The following is a 19,040-nucleotide window of genomic DNA, read 5'->3' on the forward strand; positions in this document are numbered from 1 at the left end:
GAGGTCATGACATTTTTTTCCGCACTCACGCCACTGGAATTTGCGCTGGCCATCCTGATCGCCTTTGTGGCGGGCTGCGTCAAAGGCATGGTCGGTTTCGCGATGCCCATGATCCTGGTCTCGGGTCTCAGCATGATCATGCCGCCCAATCTGGCGCTGGCCGGGCTGATCCTGCCCACGCTTGTCACCAACGGGGTGCAGGCCCTGCGCGAAGGGACAGGCGCGGCGGTGCAATCGATCCGCAGGTTCCGGGTGTTTCTGATCGTGGGGCTGATCTTTCTGCTGGCGGGGGCGCAGTTCGTCAGCATCCTGCCGCCATCGGCCTTCCTGCTGATGATCGGCATTCCGGTCACGTTCTTTGCGCTGATACAGGTGTTGGGCGTGCGTCTGGTGATCCATCACCCTTCGGCGCGGATCGAGGCGTTGGTCGGGTCGGTTGCCGGGCTGGTGGGCGGCATGTCCGGCGTTTGGGGGCCGCCGACCGTTGCCTATCTGACGGCGCTGAACACGCCGAAACTGGAACAGATCCGCATTCAGGGCGTCATTTACGGGCTGGGTGCGGTGGCCCTTGTGATAGCGCATCTGGGGTCGGGGATTCTGCGTGCCGATACGGTTCCGCTGTCCGCCGCGCTGATACTGCCCGCCTTGGCCGGGATGTGGATTGGCGTGCGTCTGCAGAACCGGATCGATCAGGCGAGTTTTCGCAAGGCGACGCTTTGGGTGTTGCTTGTGGCCGGTCTGAACCTGCTGCGGCGCGGGCTTGTGGGTTAACGCCCGTTCTCGGCGAAACGGAAGGCGAAATAGAGGCCCAGCATCAGGAAGAACAGGCCCGAGATATCGCCGATCAGATAGGCGATGTATTCGGCGGTTGCACTGCCAAAGGCCAGATTGGTCAGCATGGACACCAGGAATGAGGTGATCACCCCGACGCCCATGATGCAGCTCCAGCAGGGTTTGCGGTCGGCCCGTGGAAACAGGTCCCATCCCGCCCATTTGAGCAGGTAGAACACGGCAGGAACGGTGGTGACAGCAATCGTGATGGCCAGCAGGCGGCTGGGCAGAAAGACGTCCGACCCGCCGACATACCAAAAGACGAAAAACACGCCGGGCAGCAGGGCGGGTATGGCCCGCCACCCCATCAGCCACGCCGACAGAACCCGCACGCCATGCGGCAGGAACAACAGGCTGGCCCGGCTGGGATATTCAGGAAAGAACACGTTCTGCAACGGCATCAGCACCTCGAACGAGAGGAACCACGCCAGAACGTAAGCCAGTGAGGCGTATACGGTGTCAGAAGCCCAGTTGCGCACGGTGGTCAGTCACCGAAACGCAGGTTCGGGGCGTCATCTGGGGGCATGAACGATATACCGTCCCCGGTTGGCCGTACCGCTTTGCGACAAGTAGCCTTTTTCGACCAGCGACTTCAGGGCGCGGAAAAAGGTCGGGCGCGACACGCTTTTGACCAGCGTGTGTTCGATCAGACCGAAGGTGCGGACCTCTTGATCGGCTTTGGAAAGTTCTTCGGCCGCGTAGTAGATATCGCGTTCAACCGGAGAGAGCTTTTCCAGCCCAAGGGTCTGTTCCATGCTCTGCATCAGCTTGCGCAGCTCGGTGAGTTTCGAGATTTCTGTCATTGATTTACCTGTTGTTGCCTGCGCCAAAGCCCGCAAATTCACCACGAGTCGAAACAGGCTGAACAAGATATTTTTCAGCAAGTCCCATATTGACACATATCCCCATACTTATAGACTACACGTCTGATTAGGTTGCTCAAATCGCCAACGTGAGTGTGTTTGCATGAGCCGCCCATAGGTATTTTCAATTTCGGCCCGGTGCGTCAGCGCCGGGCTTATTCAGTCTAATAGGCAGCAGATTTACCCGATGTTTTAGCGACGGGCAATGCATTCGTAACTAATCCGTTAATTTCGCAACTCTAAGGTGATCAAAGGGCACACAGGTGCCCGGAAAGAAGAAGGGGCGCGAACGCCCCTTGATCCGGATCAGCCGATTGCGACGGCTTTGATATCCTCATCGATGAACGGGACGTATTGCTCGAAATTCTCGGCAAACATCTGCACCAGCTTCTCGGCCTGCTTGTCGAACGCGGCCTGATCGTCCCAGGTGCGGCGCGGGTCCAGCAGAACCTCGGGAACGCCGGGCACCGAGACGGGCACGTCAAAGCCGAAATTCGCATCCTTGCGGAATTCGGCGTCAGCCAGCGAACCTTCCAGGGCAGCGGTCAGCAGGGCACGGGTGGCCTTGATCGGCATCCGGCTGCCCACGCCATAAGCACCGCCGGTCCAGCCGGTGTTGACCAGCCAGCAGGTGGCGCCGTGCTGGGCGATCTTGTCGCGCAGCAGGTTGCCATAGGCCTCGGGGCGGCGCGGCATGAAGGGCGCGCCGAAGCAGGTCGAGAATGTGGGCTGCGGTTCGGTCACGCCACGCTCGGTGCCTGCAACCTTCGACGTGAAGCCCGACAGGAAGTGATACATCGCCTGCGCAGGCGTCAGCCGCGCGATCGGAGGCAGAACACCGAAGGCATCGCAGGTCAGCATGATGATGTTCTTCGGGTGCCCGCCCAGTGCCGATTTCGATGCGTTCGAGATATATTCCAGCGGATAGGCACAGCGCATGTTCACAGTCAGCGAGTCATCGTTGAAATCCAGCTCTTTGGTCTCGGGGTCGAACACCATGTTCTCGATCACGGTGCCGAACTTGCTGGTCGTGGCGTAGATCTCGGGTTCGGCCTCGGCGTTCAGGTTGATCGTCTTGGCATAGCAGCCGCCCTCGAAGTTGAAGGTGCCGCGGTCCGACCAGCCATGTTCGTCGTCGCCGATCAGAACCCGCGCCGGATCGGCGGACAGGGTGGTCTTGCCGGTGCCCGACAGGCCGAAGAACACAGCCGTATCGACCGGGTTGCCAACGGCGTGGTTGGCCGAGCAGTGCATCGGCATCACGCCTTTTTCCGGCAGCATGTAGTTCAGCAGGGTAAAGACGGATTTCTTGTTCTCACCGGCATATTCGGTACCGCCGATCAGGATCATCTTGCGGTCAAAGTTAAGCGCAATCACAGTCTCGGACCGGCAGCCGTGTTTGGCCGGGTCGGCCTGGAAGCTGGGGCAGTTGATGACAGTGAAATCTGCGGTGAAATCGTCCAGATCCTCACGATCCGGGCGGCGCAGCAGATGGCGGATGAACAGGTTGTGCCAGGCCAGTTCGGTGACCATGCGCACGTTGATCGAAAAGCTGGGATCGGCCCCGCCGACGAGGTCCTGCACGAAATAGTCGCGGCCCTTCATATGGGCCAGCATGTCCTGGTACAGCGCGTCAAAGCCATCCGGGGTCATCTCGGCATTGTTTTCCCACCAGATGGTGTCGGCGACGCTGTCGGTCTTGACGACATGCTTGTCCTTGGGCGAGCGGCCGGTGAACTTGCCGGTCGTGACCAGAAACGCACCGCCATTGCCAAGGGTGCCTTCGCCGCGCTTCAGCGCCTCTTCGATCAGCGCCGGTTCCATGAAGTTGTAATAGACATGTCCCAGACCCTCGATGCCCTGATCCTCGAGGCGGAATTGCGGGTTAACCCGTCCAGATGTCATGTGTGTCTTCTCCTGTGGCGGCGCGAGGGCTCTGGGCCGGATGCGCCTTTGGGGCAGATGCCGGAATTAGTCCGGCGGTCAAGCGCCTCTTATCATGGTATTTTGGGGCATGAACAGGCGGGTTCGGCGAGTTAGCGCAACCAAGCACAGGTTTAGCGCCATCACGAATTGCCTGCCTCTATTCAGGGCAACAATTCGGGCAGGGCAAGGCAATTTTGCCGCATACCTGCCGCAAGAATGGCACGATTCGTGGTTACGGATTGATTCGGTAGATCAAAACCGCCAACAATGTCTTACAAAAAAGCGTATTATTGCGTGAGTGAGCAGGAATAGGGGTGAACCCGATGTCGAAGATTGCACTGGTGGACGACGACAGAAACATACTGACGTCCGTGTCCATGACGCTTGAAGCCGAAGGTTTCGAGGTCGAAACTTACAATGACGGGCAGGCCGCTCTGGACGCGTTCAACAAGAAGCTTCCGGATATGGCCGTGCTGGATATCAAGATGCCGCGTATGGACGGCATGGATTTGCTGCAGCGGCTGCGCCAGAAGACGCAGATGCCAGTTATTTTCCTGACCTCGAAAGATGACGAGATCGACGAGGTTCTGGGCCTGCGCATGGGCGCGGATGACTATGTAAAAAAGCCTTTCTCGCAACGTTTGCTGGTGGAACGCATCCGCGCGCTGCTGCGCCGGCAAGAGGCCACAAGCGGCGATGCCGCTGCCGCCAATACCGGCGACACCAAGGTGATGGAACGGGGTGAATTGCGGATGGACCCGCTGCGCCACGCGGTCAGCTGGAAGGGGGCCGATGTGTCCTTGACCGTGACCGAGTTCCTGTTGCTGCAGGCGCTGGCCCAGCGTCCGGGCTTTGTCAAAAGCCGCGACCAGCTGATGGATGTGGCCTATGACGATCAGGTCTATGTGGACGACCGCACGATCGACAGCCACATCAAACGCCTGCGCAAGAAGATGCGCGCAGCAGACCCAGAGTTTTCGGCCATCGAAACCCTGTACGGGATCGGGTACAGATACAACGAAGAATAGGCGTGGCCGTCTACAAGAGGTAATGGGGTTCCGTGCGCGACACTGAACGATCCGACGAAATGCGCGACGGTGACGTCGTTCTGGGGGATGACTGGGTTATCCCGCAGGACCCCGAGTCGGTAGAGCTGCAGCAGAAGCGATCCAGGCGGAACCTGTTTTCCCTGCGCGGCTCGCCGCTGGCGCGCAAGATCATCACTTTCAACCTGATCGCGCTGGTCATTCTCGTGACCGGGTTGCTTTACCTGAACGACACCCGCAAGGAACAGGTTCAGCAGACCGCGCGCAACCTGATGGGCGACGCGCAGCTGGTCAGCAACGTTTTCGAGACGCAGTTGCGGCAGGGCAGCGCGCAAAATCCCCGCAACGCTGCTGATCTGGACGTCAAGGACACGTTGGCGGGCCTGAGCCTGCCCGAAGGCGGCGAGGTGTTCGTCTACGATTCCAGCGGCACCCTGATCGGCTGGACCCGAGGGGCGTCTCCGCAGTCGGAACTGCCGGTGCTGTTGCGCTCGGATGCGGATTTGCAGACCGGAAGCACGGTGATCAGTGACACGCTGAACGCGGTCTGGACCGGCCTGTCGCGTATCTTCAACTGGTCGTCGGAAGTTGAGGCGCCCACCCTCGCGCAGCGGGTTCAGACCATCGTTCCGACCGCGCTGCAGGGCCAGAATCAGGTGCAGGCGGTTTCCGATGATGCGGGCGATACCGTGATCGTGGCCGCCGCGCCGATCCTGTACGAGGGCATCCCCGCCGGTGCGGTTGCGATTACCGGGCCTGCCGGTGAAATTGACGCGCTGGCCCGGCGCGAACAGGAACGTGTGCTGCAGATGTTCGTGGTGGCCCTGCTGGTGTCCATCGGGCTTAGCCTTGTGCTGGCCTCGACCATCGCCAATCCGCTAGCCGATCTGGCCGCTGCTGCCGAAATGGGCAAGGACCGTGGCACCGGCGTCAATCCCGGCCGTATCCGCATCCCCGACCTGAGCGCCCGCCCGGATGAGATCGGACGCCTTAGCCAGGCCCTGCGCGGGATGGTGACGGCGCTTTACAACCGGATCGACGCAAACGAACAATTCGCCGCCGACGTGGCGCATGAGATCAAGAACCCGCTGGCCAGCCTGCAATCGGCGGTCGGCACACTGCGCATGGTCAAGCGCGACGATCAGCGCGAAAAACTGCTGGGCGTGATCGAGCATGACGTGAAACGGCTGGACCGTCTGGTCAGCGACATCTCGAACGCCTCGCGTCTGGATGCGGAACTGGTCAAAGAGGAAGAACAGCCCTTTGACCTGCTGAAACTGCTGGGCAATATCGGGCAGTTTCTGGGAGAGGATGCGCGGTCGAAAGGCATCGACTACATCACCGACTTGCCGACCGATCCCATCGTGGTTAACGGGTTGGAAGCCCGTTTGGCGCAGGTCTTTGTCAACCTCATCACCAACGCGATTTCCTTCTGCGAAGAAAGCGATGCGATCCGGGTCTGGGTCCGCAAGCGCGACAACCGCGTGCTGGTAGTGGTCGAAGATACCGGCCCCGGCATCCCCGAAGAATCGCTGACCAAAGTGTTCAAACGCTTCTATTCGCAACGCCCTGCCGAGCATTTCGGGAACAATTCGGGCCTGGGTCTGGCCATTTCGAAACAGATTGTCGAGGCCCATGGCGGCGTGATCTGGGCCGAGAACATCCGCCCGACCGAGGCCGACATCACCTCGGACCCGCTGGGCGCGCGTTTTGTCGTGGGGCTGCCGGTCTGACACCATGACCATAGCGGCCCTGTCAGATGCTTCAAATCAGGACAGCGCCTGTGTTCATGCAACTTGCGTTGCCGTCGATGGCAAGGGGCTTCTGATCGTCGGTACCTCGGGGTCGGGCAAATCCGGCCTTGGTCTGCGCATGATGGCGCTGGGGGCGGGGCTGGTCGCCGATGACCGTGTCAATCTGCACATGGACAAGGATCAGGTCATGGCCGGTGCCGTTCCGCACATCTCGGGCCTGATCGAGGCGCGCGGTATCGGCCTGTTGCGGGCCACGCCTTGTGGCCCCGCGCCGCTGGCCTATGTCATCGATCTGGACCAAACCGAAAACGCCCGCCTGCCGGAACCCGAAACCACGCAGGTGCTGAGGCAATCTGTTCCCTTGCTTCGCGGGGCCGACCTGCCCAATTTGGCGGAAGCTTTGATCCAACTTCTCAGGATGGGACGCGTGACCACGGATTGGCCCGGGACATGACTTCGCAACGGCGCATCGTACTGGTGACGGGCCCCTCGGGCGCGGGCCGGTCCACGGCGATCCACGTGCTCGAGGATCTGGGGTTCGAAGCCATCGACAATCTGCCGATGGGGCTGTTGTCCCGACTTTTGGACGGGGCCGACAGCGACCGCCCGATGGCCCTTGGCATCGACGCCCGCAACCGGGATTTCTCGACCATCGGGTTTATCGAACTGGCGGCCAAGCTGGGCCGGATGGCGCAGGTCGATCTGACAGTCCTGTATCTGGATTGCAGTGACGATGTGCTGTTGCGGCGATTCTCGGAAACGCGCAGGCGGCACCCGGTGGCGCGCGATTCCAGCCCGGAAACCGGCGTGCGGCAGGAAAAAGAGCTGCTGGCCCCGATCCGCGAGATTGCCGACACCCTGATCGACACCAGCGCATTGAACGTGCACCAGTTGCGCGAAGAGGTTGAACACTGGTTCGCCCCCAAGGACGGTCGGCATCTGGCGGTGTCGATCGAATCCTTCTCGTACAAGCGCGGCCTGCCGCGGGGTCTGGACATGGTGTTTGACTGCCGGTTTCTGGCCAACCCCTATTGGCGCCCCGAATTGCGGGCGGCAGATGGTCGAAACCCGGATGTGGCGCACTATGTACAGTCCGATACGAACTACGCACCGTTTTTCGACCGTGTCGTGGATATGCTGACCCTCTTGCTGCCGGCCTTTCGCGCCGAAGGCAAAGCCCACCTGTCCGTGGCGTTCGGCTGCACGGGCGGGCAGCACCGATCCGTCGCCATGGCCGAAGCGGTTGCGAAAGCCCTTGCAGAAAGGGGGCAGCAGGTGGCAATTAGGCACCGCGAAATGGAACGACGCGCGTTGAATGTGAGGCCGGATTGATCGGGATAGTGATCGTAGCGCATGGGGGGTTGGCTCAGGAGTACCTGTCCGCCATGCAGCATGTGGTCGGACCGCAGCCCGGCCTGAAGGCCATCGCGATCGAGGCCGACCACAACCGCGACGAAAAACAGGCCGAAATCTGCCGCGCCGCCGATGAGGTTGACGTGGGCGACGGCGTTGTCATCGTGACCGACCTGTTTGGCGGCAGCCCGTCGAATCTCAGCCTGCGGGCCTGCGCGCCGCAGGATCGGCGCATCCTTTATGGCGCAAATCTTCCGATGCTGATCAAATTGGCCAAAAGCCGCCACCTGCCGGTTGCCGATGCGGTGCGCCGCGCGATGGAGGCTGGACGGAAGTACATCAATGCGCAAAATGTGACATTGGACGAAGACCGGATTGACTGAAATGACCTGCCGAAGCCTGAAAATCATTAACGAAAAAGGTCTGCACGCCCGCGCCTCGGCCAAGCTTGTGGAACTGGTCGAAGGCTTTGATGCCCGCGCCGAGGTGTCCAAAGACGGACTTTCTGCCTCGGGCGACAGTATCATGGGTCTTTTGATGTTGGCAGCCTCGCGCGGAACCACTATTGACGTCGAGACGTCCGGGCCGGATGCTGAGGCATTGGCAGAAGCCCTGGAAGCTCTTGTGAACGACAAGTTCGGAGAGGGGTTCTGAACCGCCCCGCCGGGACAGGAAGAACGGGAAGACCAGGAATTGGCGGAAACGACGCACGAAACCAAGACAGGCCCGATGGTGGATGGGACCGCGGATGAGGGCGAAATCTACGACCGTAGAACCCTGACCTATGCGAACTCGTTCGACGACGCCTGGACCGCAACGGCCATCCGCGCCATCGAATGGTGCACCGGCAAGCTGACCATTTTGCGGATGGTCAACAAGTTCGAGAAAAAGAACGAATACTACCGGGGCCAGAGATTCTGGCGCGGCGCGCTGGATATCATGGGGATCGACCTGACCACCCCGCAGGACCAGATGGACCGCATTCCCAAGAAAGGCCCGGTTGTTGTCGTCGCAAACCATCCGCATGGCATGGTCGACGGTATGATCCTGGCCGAACTGATCGGACGGGTGCGTAGCGACTACCGCATTCTGACCCGCTCGGTCCTGACCGGGCTGGACGAGGCCGCGACCTCGTTCATGATCCCCGTCCCCTTCCCGCACGACCCCGAGGCGCAGGCCAAAATGCTGGAAATGCGTGGCAAGGCGATGGAGCATCTGAAAAACGGCGGCGTCGTGGCCCTGTTCCCGTCCGGAGTGGTGATGTCGTCGGATGACTGGTTCGGCCCGGCCATCGAACGCGAATGGAACGTCTTTACCGCCAAGATGATCCGCCGTTCGGGCGCTCAGGTGGTGCCGATCTTCTTCCCGGGCCGCAACTCTCGCGCCTACCAGATCGCCAACAAACTGTCCGCGATCCTGCGGCAGGGCCTGCTGCTGCACGAGATCGTCCGCTCCTGCAACAAACCGCAATCCCCGGTGATCGGCAATCCGGTTTCGGACGAAGACATGCAATTGCTGGAACGCGACCCGCGCGGCTTCATGGCCTGGCTCAGAAAACGCACGATGGAACTGGGCCAGACACCCGACGCCTGATCCGAAACGTTATCTGTCCAAAATACTCCGGGCGAGGGCGCTGGCCCCTTTACCGTGTCGGAACCGGAACCTCTTCGCGATAATCGTAAAACCCGCGCTCGGTCTTGCGGCCCAGCCATCCGGCCTCGACATATTTGGTCAGCAGCGGGCAGGGGCGATACTTGGTGTCCGCCAACCCGTCATGCAGCACGTTCATGATCGCCAGACAGGTATCCAGCCCGATGAAATCCGCCAGTTCCAGCGGCCCCATCGGGTGATTGGCACCCAGCTTCATCGACTGGTCGATGGACTGAACATTGCCCACACCTTCATACAGCGTATAGACCGCCTCGTTGATCATCGGCATCAGGATGCGGTTCACAATGAAGGCGGGAAAATCCTCGGCGCTGGCGGCGGTCTTGCCAAGCCGGTCCACCACGGACTTGCAGGTGCTGAACGTCTCTTCATCGGTCGCGATGCCGCGAATCAGTTCCACCAGTTGCATCACCGGTACCGGGTTCATGAAGTGAAAACCCATGAACCGCTCGGGCCGGTCCGTCCGGCTGGCCAGTCGGGTGATCGAGATCGAGGATGTGTTCGAGGTCAAGATCGTATGCGGCAGAAGATGCGGCTGCAGGTCCTCAAAGATCGCCTGCTTGATCGTCTCGCGCTCGGTCGCCGCTTCGATCACCAGATCGGTCTGCCCTAGCTGCGGCAGGTCCAGCGTCGTGGTGATCCGCTTCAGCGCCCCCTGCATGGCCTCCTCCGAGACCTTCCCCCGCGACACCTGACGCGCCAGATTGCCTTCAATCGTGGTCACGGCGCGGTCCAGCGCGTCCTGGCTGACATCGTTCAACAGCACATCATAATCCGCCAGCGCCAATACATGGGCAATGCCGTTGCCCATCTGGCCCGCGCCAATCACTCCGACCGATTTTACATCCATGTTCAGTGCCTTTGTTCTAAGGTTGCCGCGACATTACCGGCAGTTCGGGGCGGGCGGCAAGGGACTCGGTTGGCTCAGATTTGCTTCAAATGCGCACATTAGCATTTTCTCAAGACCCAAGGCGGCAGGATGGCAGCCGGGTGAAAAATGGGTGAGTGTCATGAGCTATCATCAAACGGGCGCGGGATTGCCCGAAGACCACGTGTGCCAATACGGGGCATCGAAGCTGCAGTTTCGCGGGCCGAAGCGATCGTTGGACGGGTCCTATATGGCCTGTCTGGGCGGGGATGAAACGTTTGGGCGTTTTGTCGACACGCCATTTGCGGCCTCTCTGGAACAGCGTCTGGATCGCAAATGCGTCAATTTCGGAAGCCTGTTCTGCGGGTTGGAGGCGCTGTCGCAGGATGCCGACCTGCTGAAACTGGCCAATGCGGCCGAGCTTTGTGTGATGCAGGTGCCGGGCGCGCTGGGGCAGTCGAATCGATTTTACAAAGTCCATCCGCGCCGCAACGACCGGTTCCTCGCCCCGACCGAGGACCTGGTCACCTTGTATCCGGACCTGGACGTCACGGATGTGCATTTCGTCCGCCACCTGCTGGGGCGGCTGCACGCATGTTCCGATGCGCGGTACGAGGTCGTGGCACAGGAGTTGCGCCAGAAATGGACCCGGACGATGGGCACCCTGCTGCAACAGATCGAGCCGCCGGTCATTCTGCTGTGGCTGCGCGTGGAAGGTGAGATTGCGGCTGAACATGGCGGCCCGCTTGGCTGTGATCCGGTTTTTGTCGGCGCCGATATGGTCGAGCGGCTGAGACCGCTTTGCGCCGGTATCGTTGAACTCAGCGTCCAGATGTCCGGCGACTCGGACGAGATTGAGGACTTGCTGTTCGGAACCCTGCAGCAGCCCATGGCCGAACATATGATCGGACCGGCCTCGCATCGCCGGATCGCGGATGCGCTATATTCTGCGATCAGCGATCTGAATTGAAAAAGGCCCGCCAATTGGCGGGCCGTTCCAGGATTTTCCGCAGAAAAATCTATGGCTGTGATCAGCCGAGTTTCTCGGTCAGTTCCGGCACTGCCTGGAACAGGTCGGCGACGAGGCCGAAATCGGCGACCTGGAAGATCGGTGCCTCTTCGTCCTTGTTGATCGCCACGATGACCTTCGAGTCCTTCATGCCCGCAAGGTGCTGGATCGCGCCCGAGATGCCGACCGCGACATACAGATCAGGGGCGACAACCTTGCCGGTCTGACCCACTTGCCAGTCGTTCGGCGCATAGCCCGAATCGACTGCTGCACGCGAGGCGCCAACGGCGGCACCCAGTTTGTCGGCCAGCGTTTCGATCAGCTTGAAGTCCTCTTCCGAGCCAACCCCACGGCCGCCCGAGACAACCGCGCCAGCCGAGGTCAGTTCCGGACGGTCGCTTTCCGCCACCTTGTCCTCGACCCATTCCGACAGGCCTTCGGAGCCCGGAACCGAGATGGTTTCGACCGGGGCCGAGCCGCCTTCGCCCGCCGCATCGAAGCTGGCGGTCCGCAGGGTGACGACCTTCTTGGCGTCGCTCGATTTCACGGTCTGGATCGCGTTGCCCGCATAGATCGGGCGTTCAAACGTCGAGCCATCCACCACGCCCGACGCATCCGAGATCACCATCACGTCCAGCAGCGCGGCCACGCGCGGCATCACGTTCTTGGCGTCGGTGGTTGCCGGTGCCACGATATGTTCGTAGCCATCGGCCAGCGACACGATCAGCGCCGCGGTCGATTCCGCCAGGCGGTGCCCCAGCGAGGCATCCTCGGCGACCAGAACGCGTGCCACACCGTCGATCTTGGCGGCAGCCTCACCGGCGGCAGCGGCAGAGCCGCCCGCGGCCAGAACGGTCACGTCACCCAGAGCTTTCGCAGCGTTGACAGCCTTGGCGGTGGCGTCCAGCGACAACTCACCATTGTTGACTTCGGCAAGCAGAAGTACAGCCATTACACAGCCCCCGCTTCTTTGAGTTTCTCGACCAGCTCGTCGACCGAGCCCACAACGATACCGGCGGCGCGCGCCGGCGGCTCGTCGGTCTTGACGATTTCCAGACGCGGTGTGACATCGACGCCGTAATCGGCGGCGGTTTTTTCATCCAGCGGCTTTTTCTTCGCCTTCATGATGTTGGGCAGCGAGGCATAGCGCGGCTCGTTCAGGCGCAAATCGACCGTCACGATGGTCGGCATCTTGACGCTGATGGTCTGCAACCCGCCGTCAACTTCACGAGTGATCTTCGCGCTGTCGCCTTCGATGTCCAGTTCCGAGGCAAAGGTGCCCTGCGACCAGCCCAGCAGGGCCGACAGCATCTGGCCGGTGGCGTTCATGTCGTTGTCAATCGCCTGCTTGCCCGCCAGAACGATGCCCGGCTGCTCTTCCTCGACCACTTTGGCGAGGATCTTGGCCACCGCCAGAGGCTCGATATCGGTGTGCACGTCATCCGCCGCAACCACCAGAATGGCACGGTCCGCACCCATCGCCAGCGCCGTGCGCAGCGTCTCCTGCGCCTGCTTGACGCCGATCGAAACGGCAACGACTTCATCCGCCTTGCCCGCTTCCTTCAGGCGAATCGCTTCTTCAACAGCAATTTCGTCGAACGGGTTCATCGACATTTTGACATTGGCGAGATCAACTCCGCTCCCGTCCGCCTTAACACGGACCTTCACGTTATAGTCAATCACGCGTTTGACAGGCACGAGTACCTTCATTTTGCGCTTGCTCCTCACAAAAAATGGTAAGCCGCGAGGCCCACCAATGCTCTCGGGGGACTGCATAGCGTCTCAGCCCCACCTGCGACAGAGCAAAATCGTCACGTCATGCATTTGGGACGTCGCGTTTTGCGCTTTTTTCGGCGCGCGGAAGCGCAGGGCCGGGGTGTGGGGAACGGGCGCCTAGCGGTTGGCGCCGGGAATCCACAAAACATCATCCTTGCCGCCGTTATTGGCGCAACGGGCCGCAACAAAGAACCAGTCGCTGAGACGGTTGAGGTATTTCACTGCCACCGCGTTCACCGGTTCCATATTGGTCAGTTCAACGGCCAGCCGCTCGGCCCGGCGCGAGACCGTTCTGCAGACATGCAGATGGGCCGCCAAACGCGAGCCGCCCGGCAGGATGAAACTGCGCAGCGGCTCCAGATCGGCGTTCATCGCGTCGATCTCGGCCTCGAGCCGGTCGATCTGAGCGGGCGCGATGCGCAGGGGCGGATAGTCGGCCTCGGCATCTTTTTCCATGTCGGGGCGGCAGAAGTCTGCGCCCAGATCGAACAGGTCGTTCTGGATGCGGGCGAGGGCGGCGTCGGTGCCGCCGTCCGCTTCGGTGCGGGCGACGCCGACAAAGGCGTTCAACTCGTCGACCGTACCATAGGCCGTGACGCGGCCCGAATACTTGGCTACACGCTCACCATTGCCCAAAGCGGTTTTGCCGTCATCGCCGGTGCGGGTGTAAATCTTGTTCAGGACGACCATCTATTGCACTCCTTGCCCGCGCAGCCAGACGAAAAGCACGATCAGCACGACGGCAATGAACTGAAACAGGATACGCAGGCGCATCATCTTGTTACTTTTCTTCGCAGCTTCCATGCCGCCCTTGCCGAAATTGGCGATGCCCAAAGTCAGAACAACGACCACGGCCGCCATGGCCAGAAGCAAAACGACCATCAAGAGGTCCATGAATTCACCGTCTTTAGTGTTATTGTTGCGATTGGCCTGATCTAGCCCTTGTCGCGCCAAAAGCGAACAGGTTTTTTTCCTCAGCCCGCAGACAGAATGCGATCGATCGCGCGGGTGGGCAGGACGCGGCGCAGATATCCGGCGATATAGGTGGGGGTCGTCACGTAGTACCGCGCCCGGGGCCTGCGGGATTCGATCGCATGGGCCAGCTTTCTGGTTACCGCCGAGGCCGGCAATTCGAACCGGTCGGGGCCCGAGGATTCGTAGAGCCGCTTCAGCAAACCGGCCTCGTATTTTTCGCGCAGGGCCGAGTTCTGCCAGTCGATGAACCGTTCGAACATCGGGATCGAGTTCACGCGGATTTTCGACGTGACCGGGCCGGGTTCGATCAGGATGACCTTGATGTCGGTGCCCCGCAGTTCCATCCGCAGCGTGTCGGTGAGACCTTCGACCGCGTATTTCGTGGCCACATAGGCCCCGCGCCACGGAATTGCCACCAGTCCCAGCACCGATGAGTTCTGGACGATTCGCCCATGCCCCTGCGCCCGCATGATGGGGATGACCTGCCGGGTCAGTTCGTGCCAGCCAAAGAAATTGGTCTCGAATATCTGGCGCAGGCCGTCGGTGGGCAGGTCCTCGACCGCGCCGGGCAGACCGTGCGCGCCGTTGTTGAAGACCGCGTCCAATGTGCCGCCCGTGGCCTCGATCACCTCGGCCAGGCCAGCGGTGATGGTCGCCGCGTCGGTATAGTCGATTCGCGGGCTTTCGAACCCCTGCGCCCGCAGCCGGTCACAATCCCGCTGTTGGCGGCAGGATGCAAAAACCCGCCAGCCGCGTGCACGCATACCGTGTGCGGCGTCCAGGCCGATGCCGGATGAACAGCCTGTAATGAGAATTGATTTTTGCATGTCATCCCCGACCTTGTCCTGCGCCAATAGCTATGGTCAGGAATGCGGCAGAGCAATGACATGCAGGTTCTAGTTGTTGGATTTCCGGACGAGTGAGGCCGAAATCCAACCGATCTGTTGCGTAGGTACCACGCGCAGGCGCAACCAGCCGGTGCCGGATTCGCTGAGGATTTCGACTTTCTGGCCGATCACGGCCTTGCCGATGATGGGATAGATCGTGCCGGGGCCATCGCGCATGTTCACCCGGTTGCCCGAGATTTCGCGGATGTCTTTCTCGGGCTCTGGCGGGGTCGGAATTGCCGCCAGTTCGGGTTCGACATCCGTTACGACCTGCTGCAACCCGGCAACCCCTTGTTCCAGCGATGCCAGCGTCAGGGTCACGTTCTGGTCATCGAACAGGGACGGGTTGGCCCGCAACCCTGCGGCGACCTGTGACAGCAGGGCCTTGGTTTCCTCTTCACCCAACACCGGTTCGGCATCGGCCTTAGGTTGAACGATATCCGAGGGTTGCAAAGCCACGCGGGTCACAAGTTTTTCGACCGGCGGCTCGACCAAAGGTTTCGGGGCGGGCCTTGGCGCCACCGCTACGCGATCTGGTTGATCGGCGCGCAACCCACGCGGTTCGAAATCGGGACCTCCGCTCATTACATAGAAAGTCCAGCCAAGTGCGGCAAAGGTAACTAGTATCAGGCGCGTCATGGCGCATCCCCCGGCAATCGTAACATCAAAAAACAGGCAGCAACTCAATTGATGAAATCCTAGCATATTTTGTGGACCGAGTCGAAAAATGGGGGAAATCCGGGGGTTGCCTCCCCCTGTTGCAAAAAGCGCGACTTGTCCCCAGCAAAATATGCGGCGATTGCTTTACCAAGGCGCGCGTGCGTCGTATCACATCATGTATGAACGATACGATCGACGACCCCAACATGGAGGCCCCCGAAGGCGGGGGCGAGGTAGCCGAACCGCTGCGCCGCGCCATTGGTGAGCGCTACCTGACCTATGCTTTGTCCACGATCATGCACCGGGCCCTGCCCGATGCGCGGGACGGGCTGAAGCCGGTGCACCGGCGAATCCTCTATGCGATGAGAGAGCTGCGACTCAGTGCAACCGGAGGTTTTCGGAAGTCCGCAAAGATTTCCGGCGACGTGATGGGCAACTATCACCCCCATGGCGACGCCGCGATCTATGACGCGATGGCGCGTCTGGCGCAGGACTTCAACGTCCGCTACCCGCTGGTCGACGGGCAGGGGAATTTCGGCAATATCGACGGCGACAACCCGGCGGCTTCGCGTTACACCGAGGCGCGGATGACCATCGTGGCGGAAGCGCTGCTGGAAGGTCTGAACGAGGACGCCGTCGATTTCCGCGACAACTATGATGGCACACTAACCGAGCCGGTCGTGTTGCCCGCGCAGTTTCCGAACCTGCTGGCCAACGGGGCAAGCGGTATCGCGGTGGGGATGGCGACGAATATTCCACCGCATAATATTGCCGAACTGTGCGATGCCTGTCTGCATCTGATCAAAACGCCCGACGCACGCGACGACACGCTGTTGAACTATGTCCCCGGCCCTGATTTCCCGACCGGTGGCGTCATCGTCGAGCCGCCCGAGAATATCGCGCAGGCCTATCGCACCGGGCGCGGCTCGTTCCGCCTGCGCTGCAAGTTCGAGGTCGAGGATTTGGGTCGTGGTCAGTGGCAGATCGTTGTCACCGAGATCCCCTATCAGGTTCAGAAATCCAAGCTGATCGAAAAGATCGCCGAGCTGATCCAGACCAAGAAAATCCCGATCCTCGCTGACGTGCGCGACGAATCCGCCGATGACATCCGACTGATCCTGGAACCGCGCTCCAAGAACGTGGACCCCGAGGTGCTGATGGGCATGCTCTACCGCAACTCGGACCTCGAGGTGCGGTTCAGCCTGAACATGAACGTGCTGATCGACGGGGTGACGCCCAAGGTCTGTTCGATGAAGGAAGTGCTGCGCGCCTTCCTTGACCACCGGCAAGAGGTTCTGCTGCGCCGCTCGCGCCATCGCATGGCCAAGATCGACCATCGGCTGGAGGTGTTGGAGGGCTTTATCGTCGCCTTCCTCAACCTCGACCGCGTGATCGACATCATCCGCTATGACGACGACCCCAAAGCCGCGCTGATGCGCGAGGATTGGGGGATTGATCACGTTCGCGCCACGGACGAATCCGACTACATCACGCCCAAACCGGGTGAGGGCGAGCTGTCCGAGGTTCAGGTCGACGCCATCCTCAACATGCGCCTGCGCAGCCTGCGCCGGTTGGAAGAGATGGAACTGGTCCGCGAACGCGACGATCTGATGCTGGAGCGCGCCAATCTCGAAGACCTTTTGGCCGATCCCGCTCTGCAATGGGCCAGAATCGCCGAGCAGTTGAAAGAGACCAAGAAGACTTTCGGCAAAGATTACGAAGGCGGCGCACGTCGGACCCAGTTTGCCGAGGCCGGACAGGTCGAAGAAGTCCCGCTTGAGGCGATGATCGACAAAGAACCGATCACGGTCGTCTGCTCTCAGATGGGCTGGATTCGCGCGATGACCGGTCATATCGACCTGAAACGCGAACTGAAGTTCAAGGATGGTGATGGCCCGCGCTTCATTTTCCACGCAGAAACAACCGACCGGCTGTTGGTCTTTGCCTCGAACGGGCGATTCTACACCGTCAGCGCCGCCAACCTGCCCGGCGGGCGCGGCATGGGTGAGCCGCTGCGCCTGATGGTCGACCTGCCGAACGAGGCACAGATCATCGACATCCTGATCCACAAGCCGGGGCGCAAGCTGCTGGTGGCCTCGGATGCGGGCAACGGGTTCATGGTGCCTGAGGACGAGGTGCTGGCCCAAACCCGCAACGGCAAGCAGGTTCTGAATGTCAAGGGCGGCGAGACGGCGATGATCTGTAAACCGGTTGCGGGCGATCACGTGGCCGTGGTGTCTCAGAACGGCAAATTCCTCGTCTTCCCGACCGAAGAACTGCCCGAGATGACCCGCGGCAAGGGCGTTCGCCTGCAAAAGTACAATATGGCGCGCGGGCGTCAGGGCACGCTGGAACTGGATGGCGGCTTGTCCGACATCACCACCTTCAATTGGGAAGAGGGGCTGAAATGGTCCATGGGCGGCGACAAAACCCGGCACGAGGCCGACATGTCCCAATGGCTGTCCAAACGCGCCAGCGTCGGGAAAAAGCCGCCCTACGGCTTCCCGCGCGACTATAAATTCTCGTGATCCAGCGCCGCGCCCGAGTGAATTTCTGCCGATACGGCTTGGCACAACCCGTATCGGTGCGCTAGATCAAAGAAAAACAGGCCTATCGAGACGATAACATGTTGCGCATTCTGACACTGATCACCGGGCTGGCCCTGATGGGCGCGTGTACCCAGACGCAAGTTTATGAAGAGCCCGAAAGCCTGGGCGAATTCAAACTGCGCGTGAACTACGCCTTTGCGGACAAGGCCGTTCAGGGGCCGGTATCACGCGATGCCACGCCGGACGAATGGACCGATGCGATCCAGAATGCTGTCGATATTCGCTTGGGGCGCTATGAGGGCGCGCAGGAATATGACATCGGCATCAGCCTCGAAGGTTACATGCTGGCGCCTCCGGGCATTCCGGTGATCTACAATCCGAAAAGCACCGCCATCGTTCTGGTCAATGTCTATGACGTGAACAAGAAAGAGTTTCTGGCGAAGGGCAAGCAGTTTCAGGTGCTGGAGGACACGACCGGCGAAAGCGCTCTGACGGGTTCGGGCAATACCCGCACGAAAGAAGAACAGATGAGCGGTCTGGCCCTGAAAGTCGCCGACCGGGTCGAGGAATGGCTGGCCGAGGAACACAAGGACAATGGGTGGTTCGACGGGCGCCCTGACCTGATCCAGCCGCTGGATTCCGTCGAGGTCACGCAAAATCCAGCGTGACAAACCGCTTTTCCCGCAGGATGTGCTTGATTTTCCCCCTTGAACCAAATATCTCGCGCGCGCAGATGTAACCACGGGACCAAGGGTCCCCCAAATCGCAAAAGGGCGCCTGAGGAATGGCAAAGGAAAAGTTTGAGCGTACAAAACCGCACGTCAACATCGGCACGATTGGCCACGTTGACCACGGCAAGACCACGCTGACCGCAG

22 protein-coding genes are annotated in these 19,040 nt (G+C 60.8%); 12 read left to right on the forward strand and 10 right to left on the reverse strand.

The window, feature by feature from the left end; genetic code table 11:
• Positions 1 to 6 precede the first annotated feature (6 nt).
• On the forward strand, positions 7 to 771 hold the full coding sequence (locus ACR0EZ_RS08910; RefSeq protein ID WP_480612357.1) for a sulfite exporter TauE/SafE family protein: 765 nt from the start codon (positions 7 to 9) through the stop codon (positions 769 to 771).
• Here ACR0EZ_RS08910 and ACR0EZ_RS08915 read toward each other — a convergent pair.
• The 3 genes from ACR0EZ_RS08915 to ACR0EZ_RS08925 all read right to left on the reverse strand — a co-directional run bounded on the left by ACR0EZ_RS08915 (position 768) and on the right by ACR0EZ_RS08925 (position 3,599).
• Positions 768 to 1,310 (reverse strand): hypothetical protein, encoded by a 543-nt coding sequence (locus tag ACR0EZ_RS08915; RefSeq protein ID WP_480612359.1) that lies wholly within the window; start codon positions 1,308 to 1,310, stop codon positions 768 to 770. The genes ACR0EZ_RS08910 and ACR0EZ_RS08915 overlap by 4 nt on opposite strands.
• Positions 1,311 to 1,343: 33 nt before the next feature.
• A complete protein-coding gene (locus ACR0EZ_RS08920) occupies positions 1,344 to 1,634 on the reverse strand; it encodes a hypothetical protein (protein ID WP_480612361.1) in 291 nt (96 codons plus the stop codon).
• Positions 1,635 to 2,000: 366 nt separating this feature from the next.
• Positions 2,001 to 3,599 (reverse strand): phosphoenolpyruvate carboxykinase, encoded by a 1,599-nt coding sequence (locus ACR0EZ_RS08925; RefSeq protein ID WP_480612362.1) that lies wholly within the window; start codon positions 3,597 to 3,599, stop codon positions 2,001 to 2,003.
• A gap of 344 nt (positions 3,600 to 3,943) precedes the next feature.
• On the opposite strand from ACR0EZ_RS08925, the gene ACR0EZ_RS08930 reads away from it, so the two are divergent.
• The 7 genes from ACR0EZ_RS08930 (at position 3,944) to ACR0EZ_RS08960 (ending at position 9,366) form a co-directional block, all read left to right on the forward strand.
• The gene (locus ACR0EZ_RS08930) at positions 3,944 to 4,648 is read left to right on the forward strand and encodes a response regulator (protein ID WP_480612363.1); all 705 of its coding nucleotides are present in this window, start codon (positions 3,944 to 3,946) and stop codon (positions 4,646 to 4,648) included.
• Between the two features lie 59 nt (positions 4,649 to 4,707).
• Positions 4,708 to 6,399 (forward strand): ATP-binding protein, encoded by a 1,692-nt coding sequence (locus ACR0EZ_RS08935; protein ID WP_480612417.1) that lies wholly within the window; start codon positions 4,708 to 4,710, stop codon positions 6,397 to 6,399.
• Between the two features lie 4 nt (positions 6,400 to 6,403).
• Positions 6,404 to 6,874, forward strand: a complete 471-nt coding sequence (locus tag ACR0EZ_RS08940; protein ID WP_480612365.1) for an HPr kinase/phosphorylase — start codon at positions 6,404 to 6,406, stop codon at positions 6,872 to 6,874.
• Positions 6,871 to 7,752, forward strand: a complete 882-nt coding sequence (rapZ, locus tag ACR0EZ_RS08945) for an RNase adapter RapZ (RefSeq protein ID WP_480612367.1) — start codon at positions 6,871 to 6,873, stop codon at positions 7,750 to 7,752. Before ACR0EZ_RS08940 ends, rapZ begins: the two co-directional genes overlap by 4 nt.
• Positions 7,749 to 8,156: a PTS sugar transporter subunit IIA gene (locus ACR0EZ_RS08950; RefSeq protein ID WP_480612369.1), complete on the forward strand. Its 408-nt coding sequence runs from the start codon at positions 7,749 to 7,751 to the stop codon at positions 8,154 to 8,156. The genes rapZ and ACR0EZ_RS08950 overlap by 4 nt, the downstream gene beginning before the upstream one ends.
• A gap of 1 nt (position 8,157) precedes the next feature.
• Positions 8,158 to 8,427, forward strand: a complete 270-nt coding sequence (locus tag ACR0EZ_RS08955) for an HPr family phosphocarrier protein (protein WP_480612371.1) — start codon at positions 8,158 to 8,160, stop codon at positions 8,425 to 8,427.
• Between the two features lie 75 nt (positions 8,428 to 8,502).
• Positions 8,503 to 9,366, forward strand: coding sequence for a lysophospholipid acyltransferase family protein (locus tag ACR0EZ_RS08960; RefSeq protein WP_480612373.1), 864 nt, complete (start codon positions 8,503 to 8,505; stop codon positions 9,364 to 9,366).
• 49 nt (positions 9,367 to 9,415) lie between these two features.
• Here ACR0EZ_RS08960 and ACR0EZ_RS08965 read toward each other — a convergent pair whose 3' ends face one another.
• Positions 9,416 to 10,291 carry a 3-hydroxybutyryl-CoA dehydrogenase gene (locus ACR0EZ_RS08965; protein WP_480612374.1) on the reverse strand — a complete coding sequence of 292 codons (876 nt, stop codon included), beginning with the start codon at positions 10,289 to 10,291 and terminating at the stop codon, positions 9,416 to 9,418.
• Between the two features lie 160 nt (positions 10,292 to 10,451).
• Between ACR0EZ_RS08965 and ACR0EZ_RS08970 the strand changes: the two genes are divergently transcribed.
• Positions 10,452 to 11,279 (forward strand): DUF6473 family protein, encoded by an 828-nt coding sequence (locus tag ACR0EZ_RS08970; RefSeq protein ID WP_480612376.1) that lies wholly within the window; start codon positions 10,452 to 10,454, stop codon positions 11,277 to 11,279.
• 61 nt (positions 11,280 to 11,340) lie between these two features.
• Here ACR0EZ_RS08970 and ACR0EZ_RS08975 read toward each other — a convergent pair whose 3' ends face one another.
• The 6 genes from ACR0EZ_RS08975 to ACR0EZ_RS09000 all read right to left on the reverse strand — a co-directional run bounded on the left by ACR0EZ_RS08975 (position 11,341) and on the right by ACR0EZ_RS09000 (position 15,595).
• Positions 11,341 to 12,270, reverse strand: coding sequence for an electron transfer flavoprotein subunit alpha/FixB family protein (locus ACR0EZ_RS08975; protein WP_480612377.1), 930 nt, complete (start codon positions 12,268 to 12,270; stop codon positions 11,341 to 11,343).
• A complete protein-coding gene (locus tag ACR0EZ_RS08980) occupies positions 12,270 to 13,028 on the reverse strand; it encodes an electron transfer flavoprotein subunit beta/FixA family protein (RefSeq protein ID WP_171096053.1) in 759 nt (252 codons plus the stop codon). Before ACR0EZ_RS08980 ends, ACR0EZ_RS08975 begins: the two co-directional genes overlap by 1 nt.
• Positions 13,029 to 13,211: 183 nt before the next feature.
• The gene (locus ACR0EZ_RS08985) at positions 13,212 to 13,784 is read right to left on the reverse strand and encodes a cob(I)yrinic acid a,c-diamide adenosyltransferase (protein ID WP_480612379.1); all 573 of its coding nucleotides are present in this window, start codon (positions 13,782 to 13,784) and stop codon (positions 13,212 to 13,214) included.
• Positions 13,785 to 13,988 carry a twin transmembrane helix small protein gene (locus ACR0EZ_RS08990; RefSeq protein WP_480612380.1) on the reverse strand — a complete coding sequence of 68 codons (204 nt, stop codon included), beginning with the start codon at positions 13,986 to 13,988 and terminating at the stop codon, positions 13,785 to 13,787.
• A gap of 80 nt (positions 13,989 to 14,068) precedes the next feature.
• The gene (locus tag ACR0EZ_RS08995; RefSeq protein WP_480612382.1) at positions 14,069 to 14,896 is read right to left on the reverse strand and encodes an SDR family NAD(P)-dependent oxidoreductase; all 828 of its coding nucleotides are present in this window, start codon (positions 14,894 to 14,896) and stop codon (positions 14,069 to 14,071) included.
• A gap of 69 nt (positions 14,897 to 14,965) precedes the next feature.
• Positions 14,966 to 15,595 carry an SH3 domain-containing protein gene (locus ACR0EZ_RS09000; protein ID WP_480612383.1) on the reverse strand — a complete coding sequence of 210 codons (630 nt, stop codon included), beginning with the start codon at positions 15,593 to 15,595 and terminating at the stop codon, positions 14,966 to 14,968.
• A gap of 200 nt (positions 15,596 to 15,795) precedes the next feature.
• On the opposite strand from ACR0EZ_RS09000, the gene parC reads away from it, so the two are divergent.
• From parC to ACR0EZ_RS09015, 3 genes are all read left to right on the forward strand, one after another.
• Positions 15,796 to 18,144, forward strand: coding sequence for a DNA topoisomerase IV subunit A (gene parC, locus ACR0EZ_RS09005; protein WP_480612384.1), 2,349 nt, complete (start codon positions 15,796 to 15,798; stop codon positions 18,142 to 18,144).
• A 98-nt stretch (positions 18,145 to 18,242) separates the two neighbouring features.
• Positions 18,243 to 18,833, forward strand: coding sequence for a hypothetical protein (locus ACR0EZ_RS09010; RefSeq protein ID WP_480612386.1), 591 nt, complete (start codon positions 18,243 to 18,245; stop codon positions 18,831 to 18,833).
• Between the two features lie 116 nt (positions 18,834 to 18,949).
• Positions 18,950 to 19,040, forward strand: a 91-nt coding sequence (locus ACR0EZ_RS09015) for a GTP-binding protein (RefSeq protein WP_215675807.1), incomplete at its 3' end; no start/stop codon positions are given.

This window comes from Ruegeria sp. AK4, assembly GCF_056541025.1.

Bases quoted from the DNA above. Each gene is read 5' to 3' on its own strand.
- ACR0EZ_RS08940 (WP_480612365.1), top strand. From the start codon at position 6,404: ATGACCATAGCGGCCCTGTCAGATGCTTCAAATCAGGACAGCGCCTGT.
- ACR0EZ_RS09000 (WP_480612383.1), bottom strand. From the start codon at position 15,595: ATGACGCGCCTGATACTAGTTACCTTTGCCGCACTTGGCTGGACTTTC.
- ACR0EZ_RS08990 (WP_480612380.1), bottom strand. From the start codon at position 13,988: ATGGACCTCTTGATGGTCGTTTTGCTTCTGGCCATGGCGGCCGTGGTC.
- ACR0EZ_RS08995 (WP_480612382.1), bottom strand. From the start codon at position 14,896: ATGCAAAAATCAATTCTCATTACAGGCTGTTCATCCGGCATCGGCCTG.
- ACR0EZ_RS08980 (WP_171096053.1), bottom strand. From the start codon at position 13,028: ATGAAGGTACTCGTGCCTGTCAAACGCGTGATTGACTATAACGTGAAG.
- ACR0EZ_RS08920 (WP_480612361.1), bottom strand. From the start codon at position 1,634: ATGACAGAAATCTCGAAACTCACCGAGCTGCGCAAGCTGATGCAGAGC.
- ACR0EZ_RS08955 (WP_480612371.1), top strand. From the start codon at position 8,158: ATGACCTGCCGAAGCCTGAAAATCATTAACGAAAAAGGTCTGCACGCC.
- ACR0EZ_RS08985 (WP_480612379.1), bottom strand. From the start codon at position 13,784: ATGGTCGTCCTGAACAAGATTTACACCCGCACCGGCGATGACGGCAAA.
- ACR0EZ_RS08960 (WP_480612373.1), top strand. From the start codon at position 8,503: ATGGTGGATGGGACCGCGGATGAGGGCGAAATCTACGACCGTAGAACC.
- ACR0EZ_RS08930 (WP_480612363.1), top strand. From the start codon at position 3,944: ATGTCGAAGATTGCACTGGTGGACGACGACAGAAACATACTGACGTCC.
- ACR0EZ_RS09010 (WP_480612386.1), top strand. From the start codon at position 18,243: ATGTTGCGCATTCTGACACTGATCACCGGGCTGGCCCTGATGGGCGCG.
- ACR0EZ_RS08970 (WP_480612376.1), top strand. From the start codon at position 10,452: ATGAGCTATCATCAAACGGGCGCGGGATTGCCCGAAGACCACGTGTGC.
- rapZ (WP_480612367.1), top strand. From the start codon at position 6,871: ATGACTTCGCAACGGCGCATCGTACTGGTGACGGGCCCCTCGGGCGCG.
- ACR0EZ_RS08965 (WP_480612374.1), bottom strand. From the start codon at position 10,291: ATGGATGTAAAATCGGTCGGAGTGATTGGCGCGGGCCAGATGGGCAAC.
- ACR0EZ_RS08910 (WP_480612357.1), top strand. From the start codon at position 7: ATGACATTTTTTTCCGCACTCACGCCACTGGAATTTGCGCTGGCCATC.
- ACR0EZ_RS08925 (WP_480612362.1), bottom strand. From the start codon at position 3,599: ATGACATCTGGACGGGTTAACCCGCAATTCCGCCTCGAGGATCAGGGC.
- ACR0EZ_RS08975 (WP_480612377.1), bottom strand. From the start codon at position 12,270: ATGGCTGTACTTCTGCTTGCCGAAGTCAACAATGGTGAGTTGTCGCTG.
- parC (WP_480612384.1), top strand. From the start codon at position 15,796: ATGAACGATACGATCGACGACCCCAACATGGAGGCCCCCGAAGGCGGG.
- ACR0EZ_RS08935 (WP_480612417.1), top strand. From the start codon at position 4,708: ATGCGCGACGGTGACGTCGTTCTGGGGGATGACTGGGTTATCCCGCAG.